At 67.7% G+C, this 20,247-nt stretch carries 29 protein-coding genes; 26 read left to right on the top strand and 3 right to left on the bottom strand.

Annotated features, from left to right (window positions below; genetic code table 11):
• Nucleotides 1-136 precede the first annotated feature (136 nt).
• A complete protein-coding gene (locus WME90_RS41460; RefSeq protein ID WP_437283728.1) occupies nt 137-853 on the bottom strand; it encodes a hypothetical protein in 717 nt (238 codons plus the stop codon).
• Nucleotides 854-1,500: 647 nt separating this feature from the next.
• Here WME90_RS41460 and rplV point away from each other — a divergent pair.
• The 24 genes from rplV (at nt 1,501) to rplQ (ending at nt 13,722) form a co-directional block, all read left to right on the top strand.
• Complete coding sequence (gene rplV, locus WME90_RS41455; RefSeq protein ID WP_012240567.1) at nt 1,501-1,839, top strand: 50S ribosomal protein L22; 339 nt, start codon at nt 1,501-1,503, stop codon at nt 1,837-1,839.
• Between the two features lie 17 nt (nt 1,840-1,856).
• On the top strand, nt 1,857-2,549 hold the full coding sequence (gene rpsC / locus WME90_RS41450; RefSeq protein WP_437277612.1) for a 30S ribosomal protein S3: 693 nt from the start codon (nt 1,857-1,859) through the stop codon (nt 2,547-2,549).
• A 12-nt stretch (nt 2,550-2,561) separates the two neighbouring features.
• Complete coding sequence (gene rplP / locus WME90_RS41445) at nt 2,562-2,975, top strand: 50S ribosomal protein L16 (RefSeq protein ID WP_437277611.1); 414 nt, start codon at nt 2,562-2,564, stop codon at nt 2,973-2,975.
• A gap of 8 nt (nt 2,976-2,983) precedes the next feature.
• Nucleotides 2,984-3,187, top strand: a complete 204-nt coding sequence (gene rpmC, locus WME90_RS41440; RefSeq protein ID WP_437277610.1) for a 50S ribosomal protein L29 — start codon at nt 2,984-2,986, stop codon at nt 3,185-3,187.
• A gap of 53 nt (nt 3,188-3,240) precedes the next feature.
• Complete coding sequence (gene rpsQ, locus WME90_RS41435; protein ID WP_272102908.1) at nt 3,241-3,540, top strand: 30S ribosomal protein S17; 300 nt, start codon at nt 3,241-3,243, stop codon at nt 3,538-3,540.
• Between the two features lie 4 nt (nt 3,541-3,544).
• Complete coding sequence (rplN, locus tag WME90_RS41430; protein ID WP_012240562.1) at nt 3,545-3,913, top strand: 50S ribosomal protein L14; 369 nt, start codon at nt 3,545-3,547, stop codon at nt 3,911-3,913.
• On the top strand, nt 3,913-4,230 hold the full coding sequence (rplX, locus tag WME90_RS41425) for a 50S ribosomal protein L24 (RefSeq protein WP_437277609.1): 318 nt from the start codon (nt 3,913-3,915) through the stop codon (nt 4,228-4,230). The genes rplN and rplX overlap by 1 nt, the downstream gene beginning before the upstream one ends.
• A gap of 2 nt (nt 4,231-4,232) precedes the next feature.
• Nucleotides 4,233-4,964, top strand: coding sequence for a 50S ribosomal protein L5 (rplE, locus tag WME90_RS41420; RefSeq protein ID WP_437277608.1), 732 nt, complete (start codon nt 4,233-4,235; stop codon nt 4,962-4,964).
• A gap of 10 nt (nt 4,965-4,974) precedes the next feature.
• On the top strand, nt 4,975-5,160 hold the full coding sequence (locus WME90_RS41415; protein WP_012240559.1) for a type Z 30S ribosomal protein S14: 186 nt from the start codon (nt 4,975-4,977) through the stop codon (nt 5,158-5,160).
• Between the two features lie 4 nt (nt 5,161-5,164).
• Nucleotides 5,165-5,560 (top strand): 30S ribosomal protein S8, encoded by a 396-nt coding sequence (gene rpsH, locus WME90_RS41410; protein WP_012240558.1) that lies wholly within the window; start codon nt 5,165-5,167, stop codon nt 5,558-5,560.
• Nucleotides 5,560-6,177, top strand: a complete 618-nt coding sequence (gene rplF, locus WME90_RS41405) for a 50S ribosomal protein L6 (RefSeq protein WP_437277607.1) — start codon at nt 5,560-5,562, stop codon at nt 6,175-6,177. The genes rpsH and rplF overlap by 1 nt, the downstream gene beginning before the upstream one ends.
• A gap of 47 nt (nt 6,178-6,224) precedes the next feature.
• Nucleotides 6,225-6,584 (top strand): 50S ribosomal protein L18, encoded by a 360-nt coding sequence (gene rplR, locus WME90_RS41400; protein WP_437277606.1) that lies wholly within the window; start codon nt 6,225-6,227, stop codon nt 6,582-6,584.
• A gap of 79 nt (nt 6,585-6,663) precedes the next feature.
• Nucleotides 6,664-7,272, top strand: a complete 609-nt coding sequence (gene rpsE / locus WME90_RS41395; protein WP_437277605.1) for a 30S ribosomal protein S5 — start codon at nt 6,664-6,666, stop codon at nt 7,270-7,272.
• Nucleotides 7,269-7,472, top strand: a complete 204-nt coding sequence (gene rpmD, locus WME90_RS41390) for a 50S ribosomal protein L30 (protein WP_437277604.1) — start codon at nt 7,269-7,271, stop codon at nt 7,470-7,472. The genes rpsE and rpmD overlap by 4 nt, the downstream gene beginning before the upstream one ends.
• A 50-nt stretch (nt 7,473-7,522) precedes the next feature.
• Nucleotides 7,523-8,014, top strand: a complete 492-nt coding sequence (gene rplO / locus WME90_RS41385; RefSeq protein ID WP_437277603.1) for a 50S ribosomal protein L15 — start codon at nt 7,523-7,525, stop codon at nt 8,012-8,014.
• A 48-nt stretch (nt 8,015-8,062) separates the two neighbouring features.
• Nucleotides 8,063-9,391 (top strand): preprotein translocase subunit SecY, encoded by a 1,329-nt coding sequence (gene secY / locus WME90_RS41380; protein WP_437277602.1) that lies wholly within the window; start codon nt 8,063-8,065, stop codon nt 9,389-9,391.
• A 10-nt stretch (nt 9,392-9,401) separates the two neighbouring features.
• Entirely contained in the window at nt 9,402-10,043 is a 642-nt protein-coding gene (locus tag WME90_RS41375) for an adenylate kinase (RefSeq protein ID WP_437277601.1), read from the top strand.
• Nucleotides 10,040-10,291, top strand: a complete 252-nt coding sequence (gene infA / locus WME90_RS41370) for a translation initiation factor IF-1 (protein ID WP_012240550.1) — start codon at nt 10,040-10,042, stop codon at nt 10,289-10,291. The genes WME90_RS41375 and infA overlap by 4 nt, the downstream gene beginning before the upstream one ends.
• A 31-nt stretch (nt 10,292-10,322) precedes the next feature.
• On the top strand, nt 10,323-10,439 hold the full coding sequence (gene rpmJ / locus WME90_RS41365; protein ID WP_012240549.1) for a 50S ribosomal protein L36: 117 nt from the start codon (nt 10,323-10,325) through the stop codon (nt 10,437-10,439).
• A gap of 43 nt (nt 10,440-10,482) precedes the next feature.
• On the top strand, nt 10,483-10,863 hold the full coding sequence (rpsM, locus tag WME90_RS41360; protein WP_437277600.1) for a 30S ribosomal protein S13: 381 nt from the start codon (nt 10,483-10,485) through the stop codon (nt 10,861-10,863).
• A 20-nt stretch (nt 10,864-10,883) separates the two neighbouring features.
• The gene (gene rpsK, locus WME90_RS41355; RefSeq protein WP_437277599.1) at nt 10,884-11,294 is read left to right on the top strand and encodes a 30S ribosomal protein S11; all 411 of its coding nucleotides are present in this window, start codon (nt 10,884-10,886) and stop codon (nt 11,292-11,294) included.
• A gap of 11 nt (nt 11,295-11,305) precedes the next feature.
• Nucleotides 11,306-11,935 carry a 30S ribosomal protein S4 gene (gene rpsD / locus WME90_RS41350; RefSeq protein WP_020740963.1) on the top strand — a complete coding sequence of 210 codons (630 nt, stop codon included), beginning with the start codon at nt 11,306-11,308 and terminating at the stop codon, nt 11,933-11,935.
• A gap of 207 nt (nt 11,936-12,142) precedes the next feature.
• Entirely contained in the window at nt 12,143-13,183 is a 1,041-nt protein-coding gene (locus tag WME90_RS41345; RefSeq protein ID WP_012240545.1) for a DNA-directed RNA polymerase subunit alpha, read from the top strand.
• A 20-nt stretch (nt 13,184-13,203) separates the two neighbouring features.
• Nucleotides 13,204-13,722 (top strand): 50S ribosomal protein L17, encoded by a 519-nt coding sequence (rplQ, locus tag WME90_RS41340; RefSeq protein ID WP_437277598.1) that lies wholly within the window; start codon nt 13,204-13,206, stop codon nt 13,720-13,722.
• A 157-nt stretch (nt 13,723-13,879) separates the two neighbouring features.
• On the opposite strand, the gene WME90_RS41335 is transcribed toward rplQ, so the two are convergent.
• Both WME90_RS41335 and yccX read right to left on the bottom strand, forming a co-directional pair.
• Nucleotides 13,880-16,087, bottom strand: coding sequence for a hypothetical protein (locus tag WME90_RS41335; protein WP_437277597.1), 2,208 nt, complete (start codon nt 16,085-16,087; stop codon nt 13,880-13,882).
• The gene (gene yccX / locus WME90_RS41330) at nt 16,087-16,365 is read right to left on the bottom strand and encodes an acylphosphatase (protein WP_436620013.1); all 279 of its coding nucleotides are present in this window, start codon (nt 16,363-16,365) and stop codon (nt 16,087-16,089) included. The genes WME90_RS41335 and yccX overlap by 1 nt, the downstream gene beginning before the upstream one ends.
• A 422-nt stretch (nt 16,366-16,787) precedes the next feature.
• Between yccX and rho the strand changes: the two genes are divergently transcribed.
• Both rho and WME90_RS41320 read left to right on the top strand, forming a co-directional pair.
• Complete coding sequence (gene rho, locus WME90_RS41325; RefSeq protein WP_012240541.1) at nt 16,788-18,035, top strand: transcription termination factor Rho; 1,248 nt, start codon at nt 16,788-16,790, stop codon at nt 18,033-18,035.
• 115 nt (nt 18,036-18,150) lie between these two features.
• On the top strand, nt 18,151-20,238 hold the full coding sequence (locus WME90_RS41320) for a GAF domain-containing protein (RefSeq protein WP_437277596.1): 2,088 nt from the start codon (nt 18,151-18,153) through the stop codon (nt 20,236-20,238).
• The last annotated feature ends 9 nt before the right edge of the window (nt 20,239-20,247 follow it).

The following is a 20,247-nucleotide window of genomic DNA, read 5'->3' as shown; positions in this document are numbered from 1 at the left end:
CGCGCGATGCGGCGCTAAGGTGGGTGTGAGCTGGTACGCAGGCCAGAGGTCATCTGGTGTGCGTTGAATGTCGGGAGAAAAGAACCGCGAGAGCAGAGCGGGCGCTCGTCGCGCCTCTCCGGCGGCGATCTGGTCGCTAGAAGTACAAGACCTCCCCGAAGCAGGTGTCATACGCCTGCTGACAGGTGACATCGAGGTTGTTGTTCATGCACTCGACGACGTCTTCCTGCGTGGCCGTGTTGATGGGGTTCATGTCCTTCGCGCAACTCGCAGCGTCGAACGTGCCGGCATCACAGGACCCGGAGATGACATTGCAGATCGCGACGGCCTGGTCGGGGCACGCGTTGAGGTAGATGCGGCTCACGCACTGCTGAGGGGGATCCTCGTCGCACGCGTTCTGCACGCCGATGTCGCTCAAGCAGTCCACGAGGTCCGCGGCGTGACCCGGGGCGAAGATGGCGAAGCCGCGCTTGCAGAGCGCGTAGCCGCTGGGCTCCTCGTTGCGGTTGGGGCCGCACTGGCTCGTCGCCCCCTGCGCCGGCGCGATGTTCAGGTCCTCGCAGTCGTCGACGGTGAGGTTGCCGTCCGACGCCTCGATGCAGGCGTCTCCGCCGCCCTGGCCGCCGTCGCCCCCGCCGGTCGTCGAGCCGCCCTGGCCGCCGTCGCCCCCGCTGGTCGTCGAGCCGTCGTGGCCGCCGTCGCCCCCGCTGGTCGTCGAGCCGTGGGTGACGCCGGGGCCGGACGTCTGCTCGACGTCGTTGTCGGTGTCCGCCGTGGTCACGACGCAGCCGGTGAAGACGGCGGGCAAGAGCAAGGAAAGCGCGAGAAAAGAAGGGCGATGGCGAGCAAGCATGGTCACGTTGCCTCCTACAATGTCAGGGAAGAGTTCCACGGTCTGGTGTACGTTCGACTGAACCTGGGGCTCTCCTATTCCCCTCGCAATCCTGCTCCTCGGCGCGGTCCAGCCGTCCGACGCCGACGCTCCAGGGGCACCCCCGCCTTCGGCGGCCCAGGCCGCCGAGGACGGCTTGTTTCAGCTGCATTTCGTTCTTGTCAAGAACAGTTTTCAACCTCGTGGGCGTCCGCCCGCTTTCCGGCATCGCCGCTCTTTCCGGCATCGCCGCTCGACGCGCGCGGATCCCCCCGACGTCCGTTCAGGAAGATCTGAAAGACTGCTCAGGCCGCGGGGACCTGCGAAACAAACTGAAAGGGAGCGGAAGGATCGCGCTTGCGTACCGCCCATCCCGCTGGTAATCACCGCGCTCCGTTTTCCCGGGCGATCGGGTGTCCTCCCGGTCTCCCAGTAGAAGAGCCGTAACGGCGCTTCGATCTCAGCTCCGCCCCTTCGGCCGCCGCGGGAGCCCCCCCGGTGACGCGAAGGGGGCCCACGTCGATGGACGTCGGGCTGGGACCGGAAGCGTACGACGGTGCAACCGGTTCGCAGCGAACCGAAACCCGGTACGGAGTCACTCCGCCCGCCGGTGTCGCGAGGTGTCTCGAATGGTAAGCAAAGCCAGTGCGATGTTTTCGCGGATCGCCCCGCGTAAGGCTCGCATGATCGCGGATCTCGTCCGGGGTCGCGACGCGGACGAGGCGATCCAGCTGCTCTCGTTCACGCAGAAGAGCGGAGCCCCCGTCCTGCGGAAGATCATCGAGAGCGCGGTCGCGAACGCCCAGCAGGCGGGCGCCGACATCGACGCGCTCTTCATCAGCAAGGCCACCGTCGACAAGGGGCCGAACAAGTTCAACCGCCGCTGGCGGCCGCGCGCGATGGGCCGTGCGACCCGGATCACCAAGGGCGTGTCGCACATCGTCATCGAAGTCGACGAGAGAAAGTAAGTAGAGGACCTGCCGATATGGGACAAAAGACCCATCCGTATGGCTTCCGCGTCGGTGTCATCAAGACGTGGAGCAGCAAGTGGTACGAGGACGGCGCTGCGTATCAGAAGTGGCTCCACCAGGACATCCGCATCAAGCGCGCGATCAAGCAGTACCTCTACAACGCGAACATCGCCGGCGTGGAGATCGAGCGTGCCGCCAACCGCGCGAAGGTGATCGTCTTCACCGCTCGCCCCGGCATGGTGATCGGCAAGGGCGGCAAGGGCATCGAGACGCTGAAGAGCGGCAACGTCGGCACCGCGTCCAAGGGTGAGACGCTCTTCCCCGGCGTGTCGTCGTTCACCGACAACGAGGTGTTCATCGACGTGCAGGAGGTCCGGAAGGCCGAGACCAACGCGCAGCTCGTCGCCGAGAACATCGCGACGCAGCTCGAGCGCCGGATCGCGTTCCGCCGGGCGATGAAGAAGGCGGTGGCCACCGCGATGAAGTTCGGCGCGAAGGGCATCCGCGTGCGCTGCGCCGGCAGGCTCGGCGGCAGCGAGATGAGCCGCGTCGAGACCTACCGCGAGGGCCGGGTGCCGCTGCACACGCTGCGCGCCGACATCGAGTTCGGCCTCGCCGAGGCGAGGACGAAGGTCGGCATCATCGGCGTGAAGGTCTGGATGTTCAAGGGCGAGGTCCTGCAGCGTAAGGCGCGCCGGATCCAGTAGAGGGATTGCAGAATGCTGTCTCCGAAGCGAACCAAGTTCCGCAAGATGCAGAAGGGGAACAACCGCGGCCTCGCCATGACGGGCAGCGACGTCTCCTTCGGCGACTTCGCGCTCCAGTGCGTCGAGCCTGCCCGCGTCACCTCGCGGCAGATCGAGGCGGCTCGTATGGCGATCCAGCGGCACGTGAAGCGCGCGGGCAAGCTCTGGATCCGCATCTTCCCGGACCGCCCGGTGACGAAGAAGCCGCTCGAGGTCCGCATGGGTGGGGGCAAGGGCGCGCCCGAGGAGTGGTGCGCGCTCGTGCAGCCGGGCCGCGTGATGTACGAGATCAGCGGCGTGAGCGAGGAGATTGCGAAGGAGGCGTTCCGCCTCGCGTCGCACAAGCTCCCGATGCAGTGCAAGTTCCTCGCCCGCGGGCTGACGTGAGGTAGGCGATGAAGGCGAAGGATTTGCGTGAACGCACCACCGAGCACCTGCGCGAGCTCGAGAAATCTCTGGCCGCGGGTCTGTTCGAGTCGCGGTTCAAGAATTTCACGAATCGGCTGAACGACACGGCGACGATCCGCAAGGCGAAGCGGGATCTCGCGCGGGTGAAGACGATCCTCACGCAGCGCGCGCGTGCCGAGGAGAAGGCGTAGCCATGGCGAAGAAGAAGGCAGAGAACCAGCAGCCGGTCGCTGCGGCGCCCGAGCTGGCCGCCGCGGCGCCTGCGCAGGCCGAGACCGAGGCGAAGGCCCACGGCTTCCGGCGCAAGCTGGTCGGCAAGGTGACCAGCGACAAGATGAACAAGACGGTCACCGTCGAGGTCATCCGGAACGCGCTCGACCCTGTGTACAAGAAGTACGTCCGTCAGCGGGAGCGCTACAAGGCGCACGACGAGACGAACCAGTACAAGGTGGGCGATCGCGTCGAGATCACGGAGCACAGGCCGATCTCCCGCGACAAGCGGTGGCTCGTGACCAAGCTCGTTGCCCGGCCGGTGGAGGAGTAGCGCCATGATCCAGGTGTCGACGCATCTCGAGGTCGCTGACAACTCCGGCGCCCGAATCGTGAAGTGCATCAAGGTGCTCGGCGGCTCGCGCCGCAAGTACGCCGCCCTCGGCGACGTCATCGTCGTCTCGATCAAGGAGGCGTTGCCGGGGACCAAGGTGAAGAAGGGCGAGACGGCGCGCGCCGTCGTCGTCCGCACCGCCCGTGAGTACCAGCGCTCGGACGGCAGCTACATCAAGTTCGACGGGAACAGCGCGGTCCTCATCAACAAGGAGAAGGAGCCGATCGGCACCCGTATCTTCGGGCCGGTCGCTCGTGAGCTCCGCGCGAAGAAGTTCATGAAGATCATCTCCCTCGCGCCGGAGGTCCTCTGATGAAGCGCCTCAAGGTCGGTGACCTCGTGCAGGTCATCAGCGGCAAGGAAGAGGGGAAGCAGGGCCGCATCACGAAGATCCTCGCCGACGAGGAGCGCGTGGTCGTGGAAGGCCTGAACACGGTGACCCGCCACCAGCGGCCCACGCCGCGCAATCAGGAGGGTGGGAAGATCACCAAGGAGGCGCCGATTCACGCCTCGAATGTCATGCCGGTCGATCCGGCGACGGGCAAGCCGACGCGGGTGAAGGTCCGCGTCGGTGAGGACGGCAAGAAGACGCGCGTCGGCAAGAGCGGCAGCGCGATCGGTGTGGGCTAGCCATGGCGGACAAGAAGGACAAGGACAAGGCGGCCAAGGACGCCGGCAAGGGCAAGGACAAGGACAAGCCCAAGCCGCAGCAGGCCAAGCCGCAGGCGCCCGCCAAGAGCAAGGAAGCCAAGGGCGCGAAGGCCAAGGGCGCCGAGGCCGAGGCCTCCGGGCCGGCCGAGGATCGCCCGCGCGACCCGAACTACGCCCCGCGGCTGCGCACGCACTACAGGAAGAGCGTGACGGCCGCGCTGGCGAAGAAGTTCGGCTACAAGAACCCGATGATGGTGCCCCGCCTGCAGAAGGTGGTCATCAACATGGGGCTCGGCGCCGCGGTGCAGAACCCGAAGATCATCGACTCCGCCGTCGAGGACATGCGGGCGATCTCCGGCCAGAAGCCGGTTGTCACCCGGGCCCGGAAGTCGATCGCGACCTTCAAGCTGCGCGAGAACCTGCCCATCGGCGTGATGGTGACCCTGCGTGCCGAGCGGATGTGGGAGTTCGTGGATCGCCTGATCTCGTTCTCCCTGCCGCGAGTTCGCGACTTCAAGGGCGTGAGCCCGAAGGGGTTCGACGGCAAGGGCAACTTCACGATGGGCCTGCGCGAGCAGATCATCTTCCCCGAGATCGACTACGACAAGATCGATGTCGTGAAGGGGCTCAACATCTCGTTCGTGACGACGGCGAAGACGGACGAAGAAGGACGCGCGCTCCTTACCGAGCTTGGCATCCCGTTCCGGCATTGAGGGATTTTCGATGGCCCGTGCAAAAGAGTTTGCGAAGCTGAACCGTCCGCCGAAGTTTTCTACGCGGCACAAGAACCGTTGCAAGGTGTGCGGGCGCGCGCGCGCTTACTACCGCGACTTCGAGCTCTGCCGCGTCTGCCTTCGGTTGTTCGCGCTCCGTGGTGAGCTCCCTGGTGTGATCAAGGCCAGCTGGTGATTCTATGATGACCGATCCCATCGCCGACATGCTGACCCGCATTCGCAACGCGGCGCTCGCGCGGCACGACAGGACCGAGGTCCCCGCGAGCCGCATCAAGGCCGCGGTCGCGGAGATCCTTAAGTCCGAGGGCTTCATCGCCGACGTGCGCGAGACCGAGGGCGAGGGTCCCAAGAAGCTCACGATCGTGCTCAAGTACGGGCGCGATCGACAGAGCGCGATCGACGGCGTGCGCCGCGTCTCCCGCCCCGGGCGCCGCGTGTACGTGCGTCACGACAGGATCCCGCGCGTGTTCAGCGGGCTCGGGATCTCGATCCTGAGCACCTCCCGCGGGCTCATGAGCGACAGGGATGCGCGTCGCCTCAAGATGGGCGGCGAGCTGATCTGCGAGGTGTGGTGATGGAAGCTCAGGCGAACGCAGCCCAGCCCGCGAACGGTGACAGCCGGCTCGCTCCGAAGACGTCGCGCGTCGGCAAGCGCCCGATCGACCTGCCGAAGGGGGTCACCGCGACCGTCAACGGCCGGAAGATCGACGTCAAGGGCCCGAAGGGGCAGCTCTCCCGCGCGATCACCGACAAGGTGGATATCAAGCTCGAGGGGAGCAAGCTGCACGTGAGCTCGGTGGCGCCGGGGCGCGACGGATCGCGCCTCCAGGGGCTCACGCGGGCGCTCGTGGCCGCGATGGTGAAGGGCGTCGCCGAGGGGTACGAGCGGACGCTCGAGCTCAAGGGGACCGGCTATCGCGTCGAGCTCAAGGGCACGACGCTGAACTTCGCTCTCGGCTTCTCCCATCCGGTGACGTTCCCGGTGCCCACGGGGCTCACGGCGACGATCCCGGCGGACTCGAAGGGCACCGTCCTCGTCCTGACGGGCGCGGACAAGGAGCTCATCGGGCAGACGGCCGCGACGATCCGTGGCTTCAGGCCGCCGGAGCCGTACGGCGGCAAGGGCGTCCGTTACCGCGGCGAGCGCGTGCGGGAGAAGGCTGGCAAGGCCGGCAAGGGCGGCAAGAAGTAAAGGCGAGCAGCGGCGGAGACGCCGCTGCACCGAGGGACGAGACGGTCATGGGCATGAAAATCGTCGGTCGGGAGCGCCGGAAGCTCCGCATCCGCAAGAAGGTCGAGGGGACGCCGGAGCGCCCGCGCCTCAGCGTCTTCCGCAGCTCGAAGCACATTTACGCGCAGGTCATCGACGACGTGAGCGGCAATACCCTCGCCCACGCTTCGACGCTGTCGAAGGACCTCAAGGGCTCCCTCGACGAGGACAACAAGGTCGAGGCGGCGAAGAAGGTCGGGGCGCTGATCGCCAGGATCTGCAAGGAGAAGCAGATCGACAAGGTGGTCTTCGACCGCAACGGCTATCTGTATCATGGGCGCGTCAGCGCCCTCGCCCAGGCTGCGCGCGAGGCAGGTCTCGATTTCTGACTCCCACTGCCGCTGCCCTGATGGTGAGGGCTGCGGGCGCGGTCAACTGCCGCGGCGGAGAACGTGATAGAGGACGGTTATGGCGTTCGATCATGTCGACGAAGAGAAGCTGAAAGAGCGAGTCATCCACATCAACCGCGTCGCCAAGGTCGTCAAGGGCGGCCGGCGCTTCAGCTTCTCGGCGCTGGTCGTGGTGGGCGACGAAGCGGGGCACGTGGGCGTCGGCCTGGGCAAGGCCAACGAGGTGCCGGAGGCCATCCGCAAGGGGAACGATCAGGCTCGCAAGAACCTGTTCCGCATCCCGCTGGACGGCGTGACCATCCCGCACGACTCGTTCGGTCACGTCGGGGCGGGCAAGGTCCTGCTGAAGCCGGCCAGCCCTGGGACGGGCGTCATCGCCGGCGGCGCGGTGCGCGCCGTCGTCGAGTCGGCGGGGATCCACGACGTGCTGTCGAAGTCGCTCGGCACGAGCAACCCGCACAACGTCGTGCATGCGACCGTCGCGGCGCTCCGCGGGCTCAAGAGCCCGGAGAGCGTCGCCGGGAAGCGGTCGATGCAGCTCGACTCGCTCGACTACCAGCGTCGCGGTGGCACGAACACCGCGAGTCGCCGGCGCGCGAGCGTGGCGCCGCCCGCTGCCCCTGGGCGGCCGGGCGCGCAGGGCGGCGGTGAAGGAGGCTCGCAGTGAAGCTCCGGGTACGTCAGAAGGCCAGCAACATCGGCCAGGTGGAGCACACCCGCAAGGTCATCAAAGGGCTCGGCCTGCGTGGTCCGGGGTCCGAGGTGGTCGTCGCGAACACGCCCTCGTTCCGTGGCATGGTGAAGAAGATCCTCCACCTCGTCGAGGTCGAGGAGGTCGCCGACGACGCGACCTCTTCGAAGTCCTGAGAAGCGAGATCGTCATTCCAGCGGAGTCGCCGCGTACGGAAGTGTGAAACATGGACATTCTTTCTAAGCTCCAAGCCCCTGAAGGCGCCGTAACCAAGAGGCTCCGCGTTGGCCGTGGCGTGGGATCAGGTGTCGGCAAGACGTCTGGCCGCGGACAAAAAGGGCAGAAGGCGCGGGCCGGCGGCAACATCAACAAGAAGCACTTCCAGGGCGGGCAGACGCCGATCCAGCGTCGCCTCCCGAAGCGTGGCTTCCGCAACCCGCTCGCCGACATCGTCGCGAACGTCAACGTCGGCGCCCTCGAGGCGTTCGACGATGGCGCGCAGGTCGATCTGATCGCGCTCCACGAGCGCCGCCTCGTGCAGGGGCGGTTCGACGTGCTGAAGGTCCTCGGCGACGGTGAGCTCACGAAGAAGCTCACGGTGACGGCGCACCGCTTCTCCAAGGGGGCGGTCGAGAAGATCGAGAAGGCGGGGGGCAAGGTGATCGTGCTCGCGTCGCCTGCACCCCAGGGCAACTCGACGGACTCCTCGTCCTCGTAGTCAGCGCGCAGGCGCAGCACCCCACCAAGCCGGAGTCCAGGATCGCCTATGGCCAGCCTCGCGGGAATCACCAACTTCCACAAGATCCCCGAGCTCCGGCGGCGCGTGATCTTCACCCTGGTGATGCTCGCGGTCTACCGGATTGGCGTCTTCGTGACGACGCCCGGCGTCGACCGGAACGCGATGCGGCAGTACGTCGCGAAGCAGTCCGGCGGGCTCCTGAGCTTCTTCAACATGTTCTCGGGCGGCGCGCTCGAGAACCTGTCGATCTTCGCGCTCGGGATCATGCCCTACATCTCGGCCTCGATCATCATGCAGCTCATGGGCATGGTGTACAAGCCCATCGACGAGCTGCGGAAAGAGGGCGAGCAGGGCCGTCGTCGGCTCGATCAGTACACGCGGTACGGCACGGTCGCGCTCTCGCTGTTCCAGGCCTTCTCGATCGCGAAGATGCTGGAGGGCCTGTCGAGCAGCGAGACCGGGGCCGGGATCGTGAACCATCCCGGCATCGGCTTTCAGCTGATGACGGTCATCACGCTGACGACCGGCACCGCGTTCCTGATGTGGATCGGCGAGCAGATCACGGAGCGCGGCGTCTCGAACGGCGTCTCGCTCCTCATCTTCGCCAGCATCGTCACGCGCATCCCGGCGGAGATCGGCAACTACTTCGCCCAGAACGCGGGTGATCTCCAGCCCCTGACGATGGCCGCGGTCGCCGCGTTCATCGTGTTCGTCATCGCCATCATCGCGTTCTTCGAGAACGGCAGGCGTCAGATCCCGATCGTGTACTCGCGGCGCCAGGTCGGTCGTCGCGTCTACGGCGGGCAGACGGCGCACCTGCCGCTGAAGGTGAACACGTCCGGGACCATCCCCCCCATCTTCGCGTCGTCGCTGCTGATGTTCCCGCAGACGCTCGCGAACATGAACGTCCCCGGGGCCGACCACCTCCAGGCGATCATCAACCGGGGGGACTGGGTCTTCAACACCGGCTACGCGCTGCTCATCGTCTTCTTCTGCTTCTTCTACACGAACGTCACGTTTCAGCCGGTGGACGTCGCCGAGAACCTGAAGAAGCAACAGGCAAATATCCCAGGGATCAGGCCAGGCAAGCAGACGGCGGACTACATCCATCGGGTGATCCAGCGGATCACCGTGGGCGGTGCGCTCTATGTCGCCGCGGTGTGCGTGGTTCCCTCGATCATCGGCAACCTGTTGCGTGTCCCCTTCGGCTTCGGTGGCACGTCGCTCATGATCGTGGTCGGCGTCGCGCTCGACACCGTGAACCAGCTGGAGGCGCACCTGATCACGCGGAGCTACGAGGGGCTGACGGGCCCCGGTGCCACCCGCATCCGGGGCCGCAGGCTCCCGGAAGCGTGATGGAGGGCAAATGATCTTGGTTCTTGTGGGGCCTCCTGGAGCTGGGAAGGGTACGCAGGCGAAGCTGCTGTGCGCACGCTTCGGCATCCCGCAGATCTCGACCGGCGACATGCTGCGCGAGGCGAAGCGGTCCGGGACGCTGGAGAAGCGCTATCTGGACATCATGGACTCTGGCGGGCTCCTGCCGGATGAGGCCGTCATCGGCCTCATCGCTCGCAGGACGGTCGAGCCTGACTGCGGCAACGGCTTCCTCCTGGACGGATTTCCCAGGACGGTGCCCCAGGCGGACGCGCTCGACGAGCTGCTCGCCAGCCAGGGCGGCAGCCGGATTGATGCGGTGATCCAGCTGGACGTGGCGCGGCCCCTGCTCGAGGAACGGTTGATCCATCGCCGCACTGACAAACGCAGTGGACAGATATATCATCTCGTCTATAATCCGCCGCCCCCCGGTGCGGAGCTAGAGCATCGGGCCGATGATCGGCCCGAGGCTGTTGCAAAGCGTCTCGACGCCTACGAGGCGATGACGGCCGCCCTTCTTCCGTTCTACGAGCAGAAGAAGCTGCTGCATCGCGTCGATGGGGTCGGAAAGCCTGAAGATGTGACGCACAGGGTGCTGTCGGCCATTGGCCGGCCGGGCTCGGGTGGAGAATGAGGCGTAAGAATCAGACCAGACCGCCGAAGGAACCGAAGGGCGACAAGCTCGAGTTCGACGGCGTGGTTCAAGAGGCCCTGCCGAACGCCATGTTTCGCGTGAAGGCGGATAACGGCCTCGGCGTCCTCGCGACCATCAGCGGCCGGATGCGGCAGTACTACATCAAGATCCTGCCGGGCGACCGCGTGACCGTCGAGGTCTCGCCGTATGACCCGAGCCGAGGCCGGATCACGTACCGGCACAAGTAACGTAGTTTTTTGAGGAATCTGGAGGCTCCCCGTGAAGGTGCGCCCGAGCGTCAAGAAGATTTGCGACAAGTGCAAGGTGGTCCGGCGGCGTGGTGTCGTTCGGATCATCTGCGAGAACCCCCGCCACAAGCAGCGCCAGGGGAACTAGCTCTTTCGGCGGAAGCCCGCCCTCGTTTCGGTTTGGAGTAACCATGGCTCGTATCGCTGGTGTCGATCTCCCGCGTCGGAAGCATGTCGCCTACGCCCTGCCGTACCTGTTCGGTATCGGGCGGACCCTCGCCTTGCAAATCTGCGAGAAGACCAACATCCCGCCGAACAGGCGGGTCGAGGAGCTCAGCGATGCGGAGGTGAAGGCCATCCGCGACATCCTGGACGCTGACTACAAGGTCGAGGGCGACCTCCGTCGCGAGGTGCAGCTCAACATCAAGCGGCTCATGGACCTCGGCTGCTACCGCGGGCTCCGCCACCGGCGCGGGCTCCCGGCGAACGGGCAGAGGACGCATACGAACGCGCGCACCCGGAAGGGACCGCGCAAGGGCATGTTGCAGCGGCGTCCTGCCGCGACCAAGTGACGAGCGGGGATTAGGACGCCATGGCGCAAGCGAAGACGGCTGCCTCCACCACGAAGGCCAAGCAGAAGAAGAAGGTCAAGAAGAATGTCTCCGCGGGCATCGCGCACATTCAGTCGACCTTCAACAACACGGTCGTGACGATCACGGACATCAACGGCAACGCGATCGCGTGGTCGTCCGCTGGCGCTCGCGGCTTCAAGGGATCGCGCAAGTCGACGCCGTTCGCGGCTCAGCTGGCGGCGGAAGAGGCGGCGCGCCGGGCGCAGGAGCACGGGATGCGATCGGTCGCCGTGTTCGTGAAGGGGCCGGGGGCCGGGCGCGAGAGCGCGCTCCGTGCGCTCCAGACCGCTGGCTTCAAGGTGACGCTGATCCGCGACGTCACGCCGATCCCCCACAACGGTTGCCGGCCGCCGAAGCGGCGCAGGGTTTGAGGTAATTCACGATGGCTCGCTACATTGGTCCGGTCTGCAAGCTCTGCCGCCGCGAGGGGATGAAGCTCTACCTCAAGGGAGAGCGGTGCTACTCCGAGAAGTGCGCGTACACGCGGCGCCCGTATCCCCCCGGCCAGCACGGCCAGGGGCGCATCAAGCTGAGCGAGTACGCGGTGCGCCTTCGCGAGAAGCAAAAGGTGCGTCGCATCTACGGCGTGCTCGAGCGGCAGTTCAGCGGGTATTTCCAGGAGGCCAACCGGCGCAAGGGCCGGACGGGCGAGGAGATGCTCGCGCTGCTGGAGCGGCGGCTCGACAACGTCGTGCACCGGATGGGCTTCGGCTCGTCCCGCGCCGAGGCGCGCCAGCTCGTCCGGCACGGCCACGTGCACGTGAACGGCAAGCGGCTGGACATCCCGAGCTACGTGGTGCGGGCGGGCGACCGGATCGAGCTCACCGAGGGGGCGCGCAAGTTCAAGAGCGTGCTCGCGTCGGTCGGCGGCGCGGACAAGCGCCCGGTCGCGAGCTGGATCGACGTGGATCGCGCGGCGTTCACCGGCGCGATCAAGGGCGCGCCGATCCGCGAGGATCTCAACGAGCCGGAGATCCGCGAGCAGCTCGTCGTCGAGTACTACTCGCGCTGATCGCGCGAGGGCGGCGCAAAGGAAGGCAGCATCGCGAGCGTACCTTCAGGGTGTGCTCGCTCGCTGCGGGCTCTCCTTCGCGTCGCCTTCCCGCGCTCGCGCGCGGGTGCATGGAGCCTAGGATGCGGGCAGGAGGCGGCGCCGATCGGTCGAGTGCGGCCGCGGCGTGAGACCTCCGCGCAAACCTCATGAAGGAAGGAGATCGCCATGACGATGAACAACCCGAACCTCACGATGATCGCCCGTAACTGGCGCGATCTGATCCGGCCCAAGGGCATCTCGATCGACGCGGAGAGCGGGACCCAGTTCTACGCCAAGTTCACCTGCGAGCCCCTCGAGCGCGGCTTCGGGATCACGATCGGCAACTCGCTGCGCCGCGTGCTGCTCTCCTCCCTCCAGGGGGCGGCCGCGACGGCCATCCGCATCGAGGGCGCGCTGCACGAGTTCACCACCGTGCCGGACGTGGTCGAGGATGTCAGCGACATCATCCTCAACGTGAAGGAGGTCGTCTTCAAGGCGGCCACCCCGAAGACGTACTCGGTGCGGATCGATCGCGAGGGGCCCGGGCCCGTGTACGCGCGCGATATCCAGCTCGTCGAGGGCCTGTCGGTGCTCAACCCCGACCACCTCATCGCCGTTCTCGACAAGAAGGGCCCGCTCTCGATGGAGCTCACGGTCAACGTGGGCCGCGGCTACGTGCCCGCCGAGCGCAACAAGACGCCGACCATGCCCATCGGGACGATCCCGATCGACGCGCTGTTCTCGCCGATCCGCAAGGTGAACTACACCGTGCAGAACGCCCGCGTCGGGCAGGTGACGGATTACGACAAGCTCACGCTCGAGGTCTGGACCAACGGGTCCGTCTCGCCTGCGGACGCGGTCGCCTTCGCCGCGAAGATCCTCAAGGAGCAGCTCTCCATCTGGGTCAACTTCGAGGAGAGCGAGGAGACGAGCTACCAGGCGGTGATGAGCGACGACGAGCCGCTCAACGAGAACCTGTTCCGTTCCGTCGAGGAGCTCGAGCTGAGCGTCCGCTCCGCGAACTGCTTGCAGAACGCGAACATCACGCTCATCGGCGAGCTCGTGCAGCGGACCGAGCAGGACATGCTCAAGACCAAGAACTTCGGTCGCAAGTCGCTGAAGGAAATCAAAGAGATCCTCGCGAACATGGGGCTCTCGCTCGGGATGAAGATCGACAACTGGCCGCAGCTCCTCGAGCGCTGGAAGGCGCAGCAGGCGCAGGCGTGAGTCGGTACTGAGGGAACGTCATGCGTCACAAGAAAGCGGGCAGGCAGTTTGGTCGGGACACCTCCAGCCGCAGGGCGATGCTTCGCAACCTGACGGCGAACCTGATCACCCACGAGCGGATCGAGACGACCGACGCCAAGGCGAAGGAGCTGCGTCGCGTGGCCGAGCGGCTCATCACCAAGGCGACGCGGCTCGGCAAGGTCGCGTACACCGCGCACGGGGAGCTCAGCCCCGGCGAACGGGCTCGCCGGCTCCACGCCGAGCGGCTCGTGGGCAGCTACATCCCTCGCTGGGGGGTCGCGACCGATGGCAAGAAGGTCGACATCATCGCGAAGGTGATGATCGATCTCTCGAAGCGCTTCGAGGGGCGACCGGGTGGCTACACGCGGATCATCAAGCTCGGACCGCGCCGCGGTGACAGCGCCCCGATGAGCCTCATCGAGTTCATCGACGCGCCTCCGGTCGCGGACGCGCCTGCGCAGGCGGCCGAGCCGGTCGCCGCGGCGGAGCCGGCCACCCCGGCCACGACCGCCGGCTGAGCCGGGTGCAGCCGGCGCCCCCTGGCGCCGGCGCAGTTGCAGACAGTACGCCGGGAGAGCGCTCAGCTCGCCCGGCGTTTCTGCGTTGTGGGCCCGGCCTTCGATACGGCGCCGCGCGCGATGTCCGGTGCAGCGCGGGGCCGGCGCGCGCGACGGCTCAGCGGCCGGGCGCGCCGGTTTCAGGGGCGTCGTCGTTCCGCGCTTCCGCCTCGTCGAGCGGCTGGGCCGGCAGGGCAGGGTTCGGCTTCGAGGCCGGGGCCGACGCTGGCTCAGGAGGCAGGGCAGGGTTCGGCTTCGGGGCCGGGGCCGACGCTGGCTCAGGAGGCAGGGCAGGGTTCGGCTTCGAGGCCGGGGCCGACGCTGGCTCAGGAGACGTCTGAGGCTGCGAAGGAGCGGTGTTGTCGTCGCTTCGGGACGGCACCGAGGCAGGGGATGAGGGCGGCTGCGAAGAGGCGGTGCTGTCGTCGCTTCGGGACGGCACCGAGGCTCGCGATGGGGGCGGCTGCGGAGGAGCGCTGCCGGGTCGCTCTCGAGAGGGTGACGGAGCGCTTCGACGCCGGGCGATGAGGAACATCGAGAGCACCGCGGCGAGACCTACCGCTCCCGCTGCGAGGTGGCGGTTCGTCTGGCTCTTCCGCTCGGCGACCTTGTCCCCGAGGGAGGCCAGCGCCGCCTTCGCGCCGGCGTGGGATGGGTCGAGCTCGATCGCCCGCTCCAGCACGAACTTGTCCGGCGTGCCGCGCTCGATGAGGAGCGCCCCCTCGAGGTAGGCGATCTCCGCTTCGATCTTCTTCGCGCGCTCGCCGGGCGCGTCGAGGCGCAGCGCCTTGCGCAGCATGGCGAGCGCGTCCTCGCGCCGATCGGCGGGCAGCGAGCGCGCTTGCTCCACGTAGGCGTCCACCATCTCCTTGCGGCGCTCGAAGAGCGGCGCGCGGGCGAGGACCCTGTCGAACGCGTCGGTCGCCTCGGCGAGCTTCCCCGCGCTCGCCGCGGCGACGCCCTCGTCCATCAGCTTGTACACCTCCGCGAGGCGCGCACGATCGTACGTGCCGAAGAGCTCGCGCGCGACGCGGTCCCACGACCACTCGCGCGGCGGCTTCGTGCCGGTGAGGTCCAGGTAGGCGTCGCGGAGCTGCCAGATGCCGGGCTCGCCGATCGCGGAGATGGCCTCGCGCGCCGCGTCGCGCAGCCGCGCGCGGTCGCTGTTGCAGAAGCTCAGGATCACGCGCATGGCGTCCACGTCGCGGACGCGACCGTAGGCGCGGAGGACGTCGGCCAGGATCTGCGTGTCGTTCGACGCGATCGCCTCGCCGGGGATCGCGCGGCCGAGCAGGTCGAGCTGCTTGCTGGCCCACCGCTGGACGATCTTGGCGTCGTGCTGGCGCGCCTCGATCAGCGCGGGGACCGCCTTGTCGCGCAGCTTGGCCACCTGCCGCTGGAGATCGATGCGGAGCAGCTCGCCGAAATACGCGTGCAGCGCGATGAGCTCGCGGACCGCCGGCGTCGTGCCCGTGGCGACGAGCATCCGCTCCATCGCGAGCAGCTTCACGACATCGCGCCACGCGCTGTCACGCGGCCGCGGCATGGCGAGCATGAAATCGAGCCAGTCGCCGTCGTCCTTCTCGTCGTCGGCGCCCTTCTTCGCGCCCTGGTCCGCCTTCGCGTCCTTCTTGGCCTCCTCGGCGGCCTTCTTCGCGCCCTGGTCGGCCTTGGAGTCCTTCTTCGCGTCGCCGGCGGCCTTCTTTGGGTCGCCGGCGGCCTTCTTTGGGTCGCCGGCGGCCTTCTTTGCGTCGCCAGCGGCCTTCTTGGCATCGCCAGCGGCCTTCTTTGGGTCGCTAGCGGTCTTCTTGTCGCCCTTGTCGCCCTTGGCGTCCTTCGCGTCGGCAGCCTTCTTCTTGCCGTCGCGCGCGTCCTCCCCCTTCATCGCCTTGCGGCCTTCTCTGCGCGCGTCCGCGAGCACGCGAGGCGCCGCGCCCCGATCGAGCGAGCCGCGGATCTCCTGCACGCGCAGCCGCACCGCATCGACGATGCCAGGGATCGGCTCATCCACGGCCGCGCGGGCGCTCTCCCGCGAGCGGGCGTCGTCCGACGTGAGCTGCTCGAGCACCCGGTCGAGCTCGCGGATCGCGGTGATGTCGGGCTCCGGGCGGGCGATCGGGGCGAGGCGCGGGAGCTCCGGGAGCGCCGATGAGGCCGGCGCGGAGGCGCCCGCGTCGCGCTCCCCGGCGGCGCGCGCCAGCGGCGGCGCGAGCGGCGTCGCCCCGAAAAGACCGAGGAGGACGAGCCACGCGCACGCCGTCCGGCGTCGCCGCGTCGGCCGCGCGCCTGCGTTCCTCGGATCCGACGAGCTGCGTGCCGAGCGCATCAATCCGTGATGCGAAAGTCGAAGAAATCGCCGGAGAAGCCGCGCCATCGGACGTCGACCCGCTCGACGCGCGCGGCGCTCGGGCCGCGGTTCGCCCAGGCGATGAGCTCCTTCAGCCCGTCCTCCTCCCCCTCGGCGAGGACCTCGACGCTGCCGTCGGAGCGGTTTTTCACCCAGCCGGTGAGGCCGAGCCGCTTGGCCTCGCGCTGCGTGGAGGCACGAAAAAAGACGCCCTGGACGCGACCGCGGACGAACAGCTGAACCTGTTTGAGCCCCATGGAACCAGCTTGACTTAGCCGCGCATTCAGGGGGAGGCAACTTCAGGCAGCACCGGGGTGCCACGGGCAGTTCGCCCCCGCCGTCCTGCAGAAGGACGGCGCGGACGAGCTGCGTCCGTGCCTCGTCCGCGCCTCCCGGGGCGCATCGACCGTGCCTCCCGGCGCGCATTGACAGAGCAGGCGTGCTTGATAGAGTCGCCGCCCGATCGGCAAGCACAGCCCGCCGATCGAGCGACATGAACGTGAGGGGCGCCGGCTACGAGGCGAGCCCTCTTCCCTCTGGCGACCCGCCGACATCGACGACATGCTCGGCCCCGCCTCGGGTCCGACCCGCTAGACCCCTCCAACCAAAAAACCAACGACCGACGGCCTCCACGTCCTTGACAGGACACGTGCCGTCGCATCCTGGAGCTTTTCGACTCATGCACCTCAGGGAACTGAAGCAGAAACCGATGGCCGAGCTCGTCCAGATGGCGAAGGGGCTCAACATCGAGGGCGCTGCCGGGCTGCGCAAGCAGGAGGTCATCTTCGCTCTCCTGCAGGCCCACGCGGCGCAGGACCAGCCGGTCTACGGCGAGGGCGTGCTCGAATGCCTGCCCGACGGCTTCGGCTTCCTCCGGGCGCCGGACTACAACTACCTGCCGGGTCCGGACGACATCTACGTCTCGCCGTCCCAGATCCGGCGCTTCAACCTCCGCACCGGCGACAGCGTCAGCGGCTCCATCCGGCCCCCCAAGGAGCGCGAGGCGTACTTCGCGCTGCTCAAGGTCGACAAGATCAACGGCGAGCCCCCCGAGGTCGCCCGCGACAAGATCCTGTTCGACAACCTCACGCCGCTCTACCCGCAGCAGAAGTTCAACATCGAGAACGGGACGAAGAGCTTCTCGACCCGCATCATCGACATGCTCTGCCCCATCGGGAAGGGGCAGCGCTGCCTCATCGTCTCGCCGCCCCGCGCGGGCAAGACGGTGCTGCTCCAGCAGATCGCCAACGCGATCTCCGCGAACCACCCGGACACGACGCTGATCGTGCTGCTCATCGACGAGCGCCCGGAGGAGGTGACCGACATGCAGCGCACCGTGAAGGGCGAGGTGATCAGCTCGACCTTCGACGAGCCGCCGACGCGGCACGTGCAGGTGGCCGAGATGGTGATCGAGAAGGCGAAGCGCCTCGTCGAGCACAAGCACGACGTCGTGATCCTGCTCGACTCGATCACCCGCCTGGCGCGCGCGTACAACACGGTCGTCCCGCCGAGCGGCAAGATCCTCTCGGGCGGCGTCGACTCGAACGCGCTGCACAAGCCGAAGCGGTTCTTCGGCGCCGCGCGCAACGTCGAGGAGGGCGGATCGCTGACGATCGTCGCCACCGCGCTCGTCGACACGGGCTCGCGCATGGACGAGGTCATCTTCGAGGAGTTCAAGGGGACGGGTAACAGCGAGATCCACCTCGATCGCAAGCTGATGGAGAAGCGGATCTTCCCCTGCCTCGACATCAACAAGAGCGCGACCCGCAAGGAAGAGCTGCTGCTGCCGGAGTGGATCCTCCAGCGCGTGTGGCTGCTCCGCCAGCTGCTGCACCCCCTGAACGTCATCGACTCGATGGAATTCCTCTTGGACAAGGTGAGCCGCACCGAGACCAATCAGGAATTCCTCGAGAGCATGAACCAGTAGCCGCACGTCTAGGGGCGCTCCTGGCGGTCGTCGGGGGCGCTCTCTGTCGAACGAACGGGTCGTCCAGGGGACCGCGCGCGCGCTCCTCGGGGCGAAGTCGTGTTAGCGTCTCCTTGTGACCGCGAAGGCGGAACAACGTACGAAGGCGCTGCAGGCTCGCATACAGGAGCTCGAGGCGCGCCTCGCCCACGCCGACAAGACGGTGCAGGCGCTAAGAGACGTGGGGCTGGCCCTTGGCAGCACCCTGGATCTCGACCAGCTCCTCGCGCTCATCCTGAACAAGATCACCGAGCTGCTCGACGCGGATCGGGCCACCCTCTACCTGCTCGACGAGCAGCGCCAGCGGCTGCTCTCGCGCATCATCATCGGCGAGGAGGCGCGCGCGATCGAGCTGCCCCTCGGCGCGGGGATCGCGGGCCATGTCGCCAAGATCGGGCGCACCGTCCGCGTGAAGGACGCCTACCGCGATCGCCGGTTCCAGCGCGACTGGGACGAGGTCACGGGGTACCGCACGCGCTCGATCCTCGCCGCGCCGATGAAGAACCACGTCGGCCGGACCATCGGGGTCATCCAGGTCCTCAACAAGCACGGGGAGGGGGAGTTCTCGGTCCACGACGAGGAGCTCCTGAGCGCCCTGGCGACGCAGGCGGCCGTCTCGATCGACAACTCGCGGCTGTTCCTCTCGGTCATCCAGAAGAACACGCAGCTCGTGGAGACGAAGGAGCAGCTCGAGCACCGCGTGAGCGATCTCAAGCTGCTCTTCGACCTCGAGAGCGCGATGGGCCGCGCGACCACGATGGAGGACCTCGCGCGCGCGGTCATCACGGAGGCGGGCAGGGCGTGCGAGGCGCGCGCGGGGGGGATGCTCGTCGACGAGATCGAGGGCGGGCTGTTCCTCTACTTCTTCGATCTCGCGGCGTCCGACGGGGGCAGCGTGCCACCCCGCGCGACCGCCCTCGGAGAGGAGCCGGAGGGCGTCGTGGGCGGGGCACCCCCGAGGCCGGCGGTGAAGCGCATCGCGATGCGCCGCGGCGAAGGGGTGGTCGGGCACGCCATGGTGAACAACGAGGCCGTGTGCTTCTCGCGCGAGGGGCGGGGCGAGGAGCCGGACGACTCCCTCGTGTCGCCCCGCCTCGCCCAGCTCGTCGGCGCGGAGCTGAGGACGGCGATCGCTGTGCCGCTCGAGGGCGAGGACGCGGTGCCGATCGGCGCCATGGCGCTCTACAACTCCAGGCATCCCCACGGGTTCTCGAAGGACGATCGCGCGCTGCTGCGGCTCGTGTCGGCGAACGCGTCGACCGCGCTGCGGCTGTTCCGGTCGCGCCTCGAGCGGGAGCAGAGCGAGCGGCTCTCCACGATCGGGCGCCTGCTCTCGGGGGTGATGCACGACATGCGCACGCCGCTCACGGTGATCAGCGGCTACGTCCAGCTCATGGCCGGCGCCCCGGACGCGGCGACGAGGGAGGACCACGCGCGGCTGATCCTCAAGCAGTTCGACGTGATCAGCGCGATGCAGCGCGAGGTGCTGGAGTTCGCGCGCGGCGAGCGGAGCATCCTCGTGCGCAAGGTCTACTTGACCAAGTTCTTCGGCGACATCGAGAAGCAGCTGGAGCACGAGCTCGCCGGGACCGGCGTCGAGCTCTCCCTGGAGCTCGAGGACCGAGGGACCGCGCGCTTCGACGAGGCGAAGATGACGCGGCTCCTGCACAACCTGGTCCGCAACGCGGTCGAGGCGATGCGTCCAGGCGGGGGCACGGTGACGATCCGCGCCTACCGCGACGAGGGCGACCTCGCCATCAGCGTCGCGGACACCGGCAAGGGGATCCCGAAGGAGATCCAGGGCCGGCTCTTCCAGTCGTTCGTCACCTCCGGCAAGCGCGGCGGCACCGGCCTCGGGCTCGCGATCGTCAAGAAGATCGTCGACGAGCACGCCGGGACGATCACGGTCGCGTCGTCCGACAAGGGCGCGAGGTTCACGATCCGCTTGCCCCAGGAGAGCGCGCCGTCGCGGTCTCCCGAGGCCGCGGGGGGGCAACCCCAGCGGGCGTCGACGGACGGCAACCCGGCGACCAAGCCGGGCGCGAGCGCCGGGCCGGTCGTCCACGAAGGCATCGCTCGCCGCAGGCCGTCGGGCTCATCTTCTGCCGTGAACCCCGTGAACGAGCGAGGCCGACGCTCGTCCAGCAACGACTCGGACGCCTGACGCGCCTCC

This window comes from Sorangium sp. So ce375 (assembly GCF_051473855.1).
GTDB lineage: Bacteria > Myxococcota_A > Polyangia > Polyangiales > Polyangiaceae > Sorangium.
This window is presented reverse-complemented; position numbering and strand designations above follow the sequence as displayed.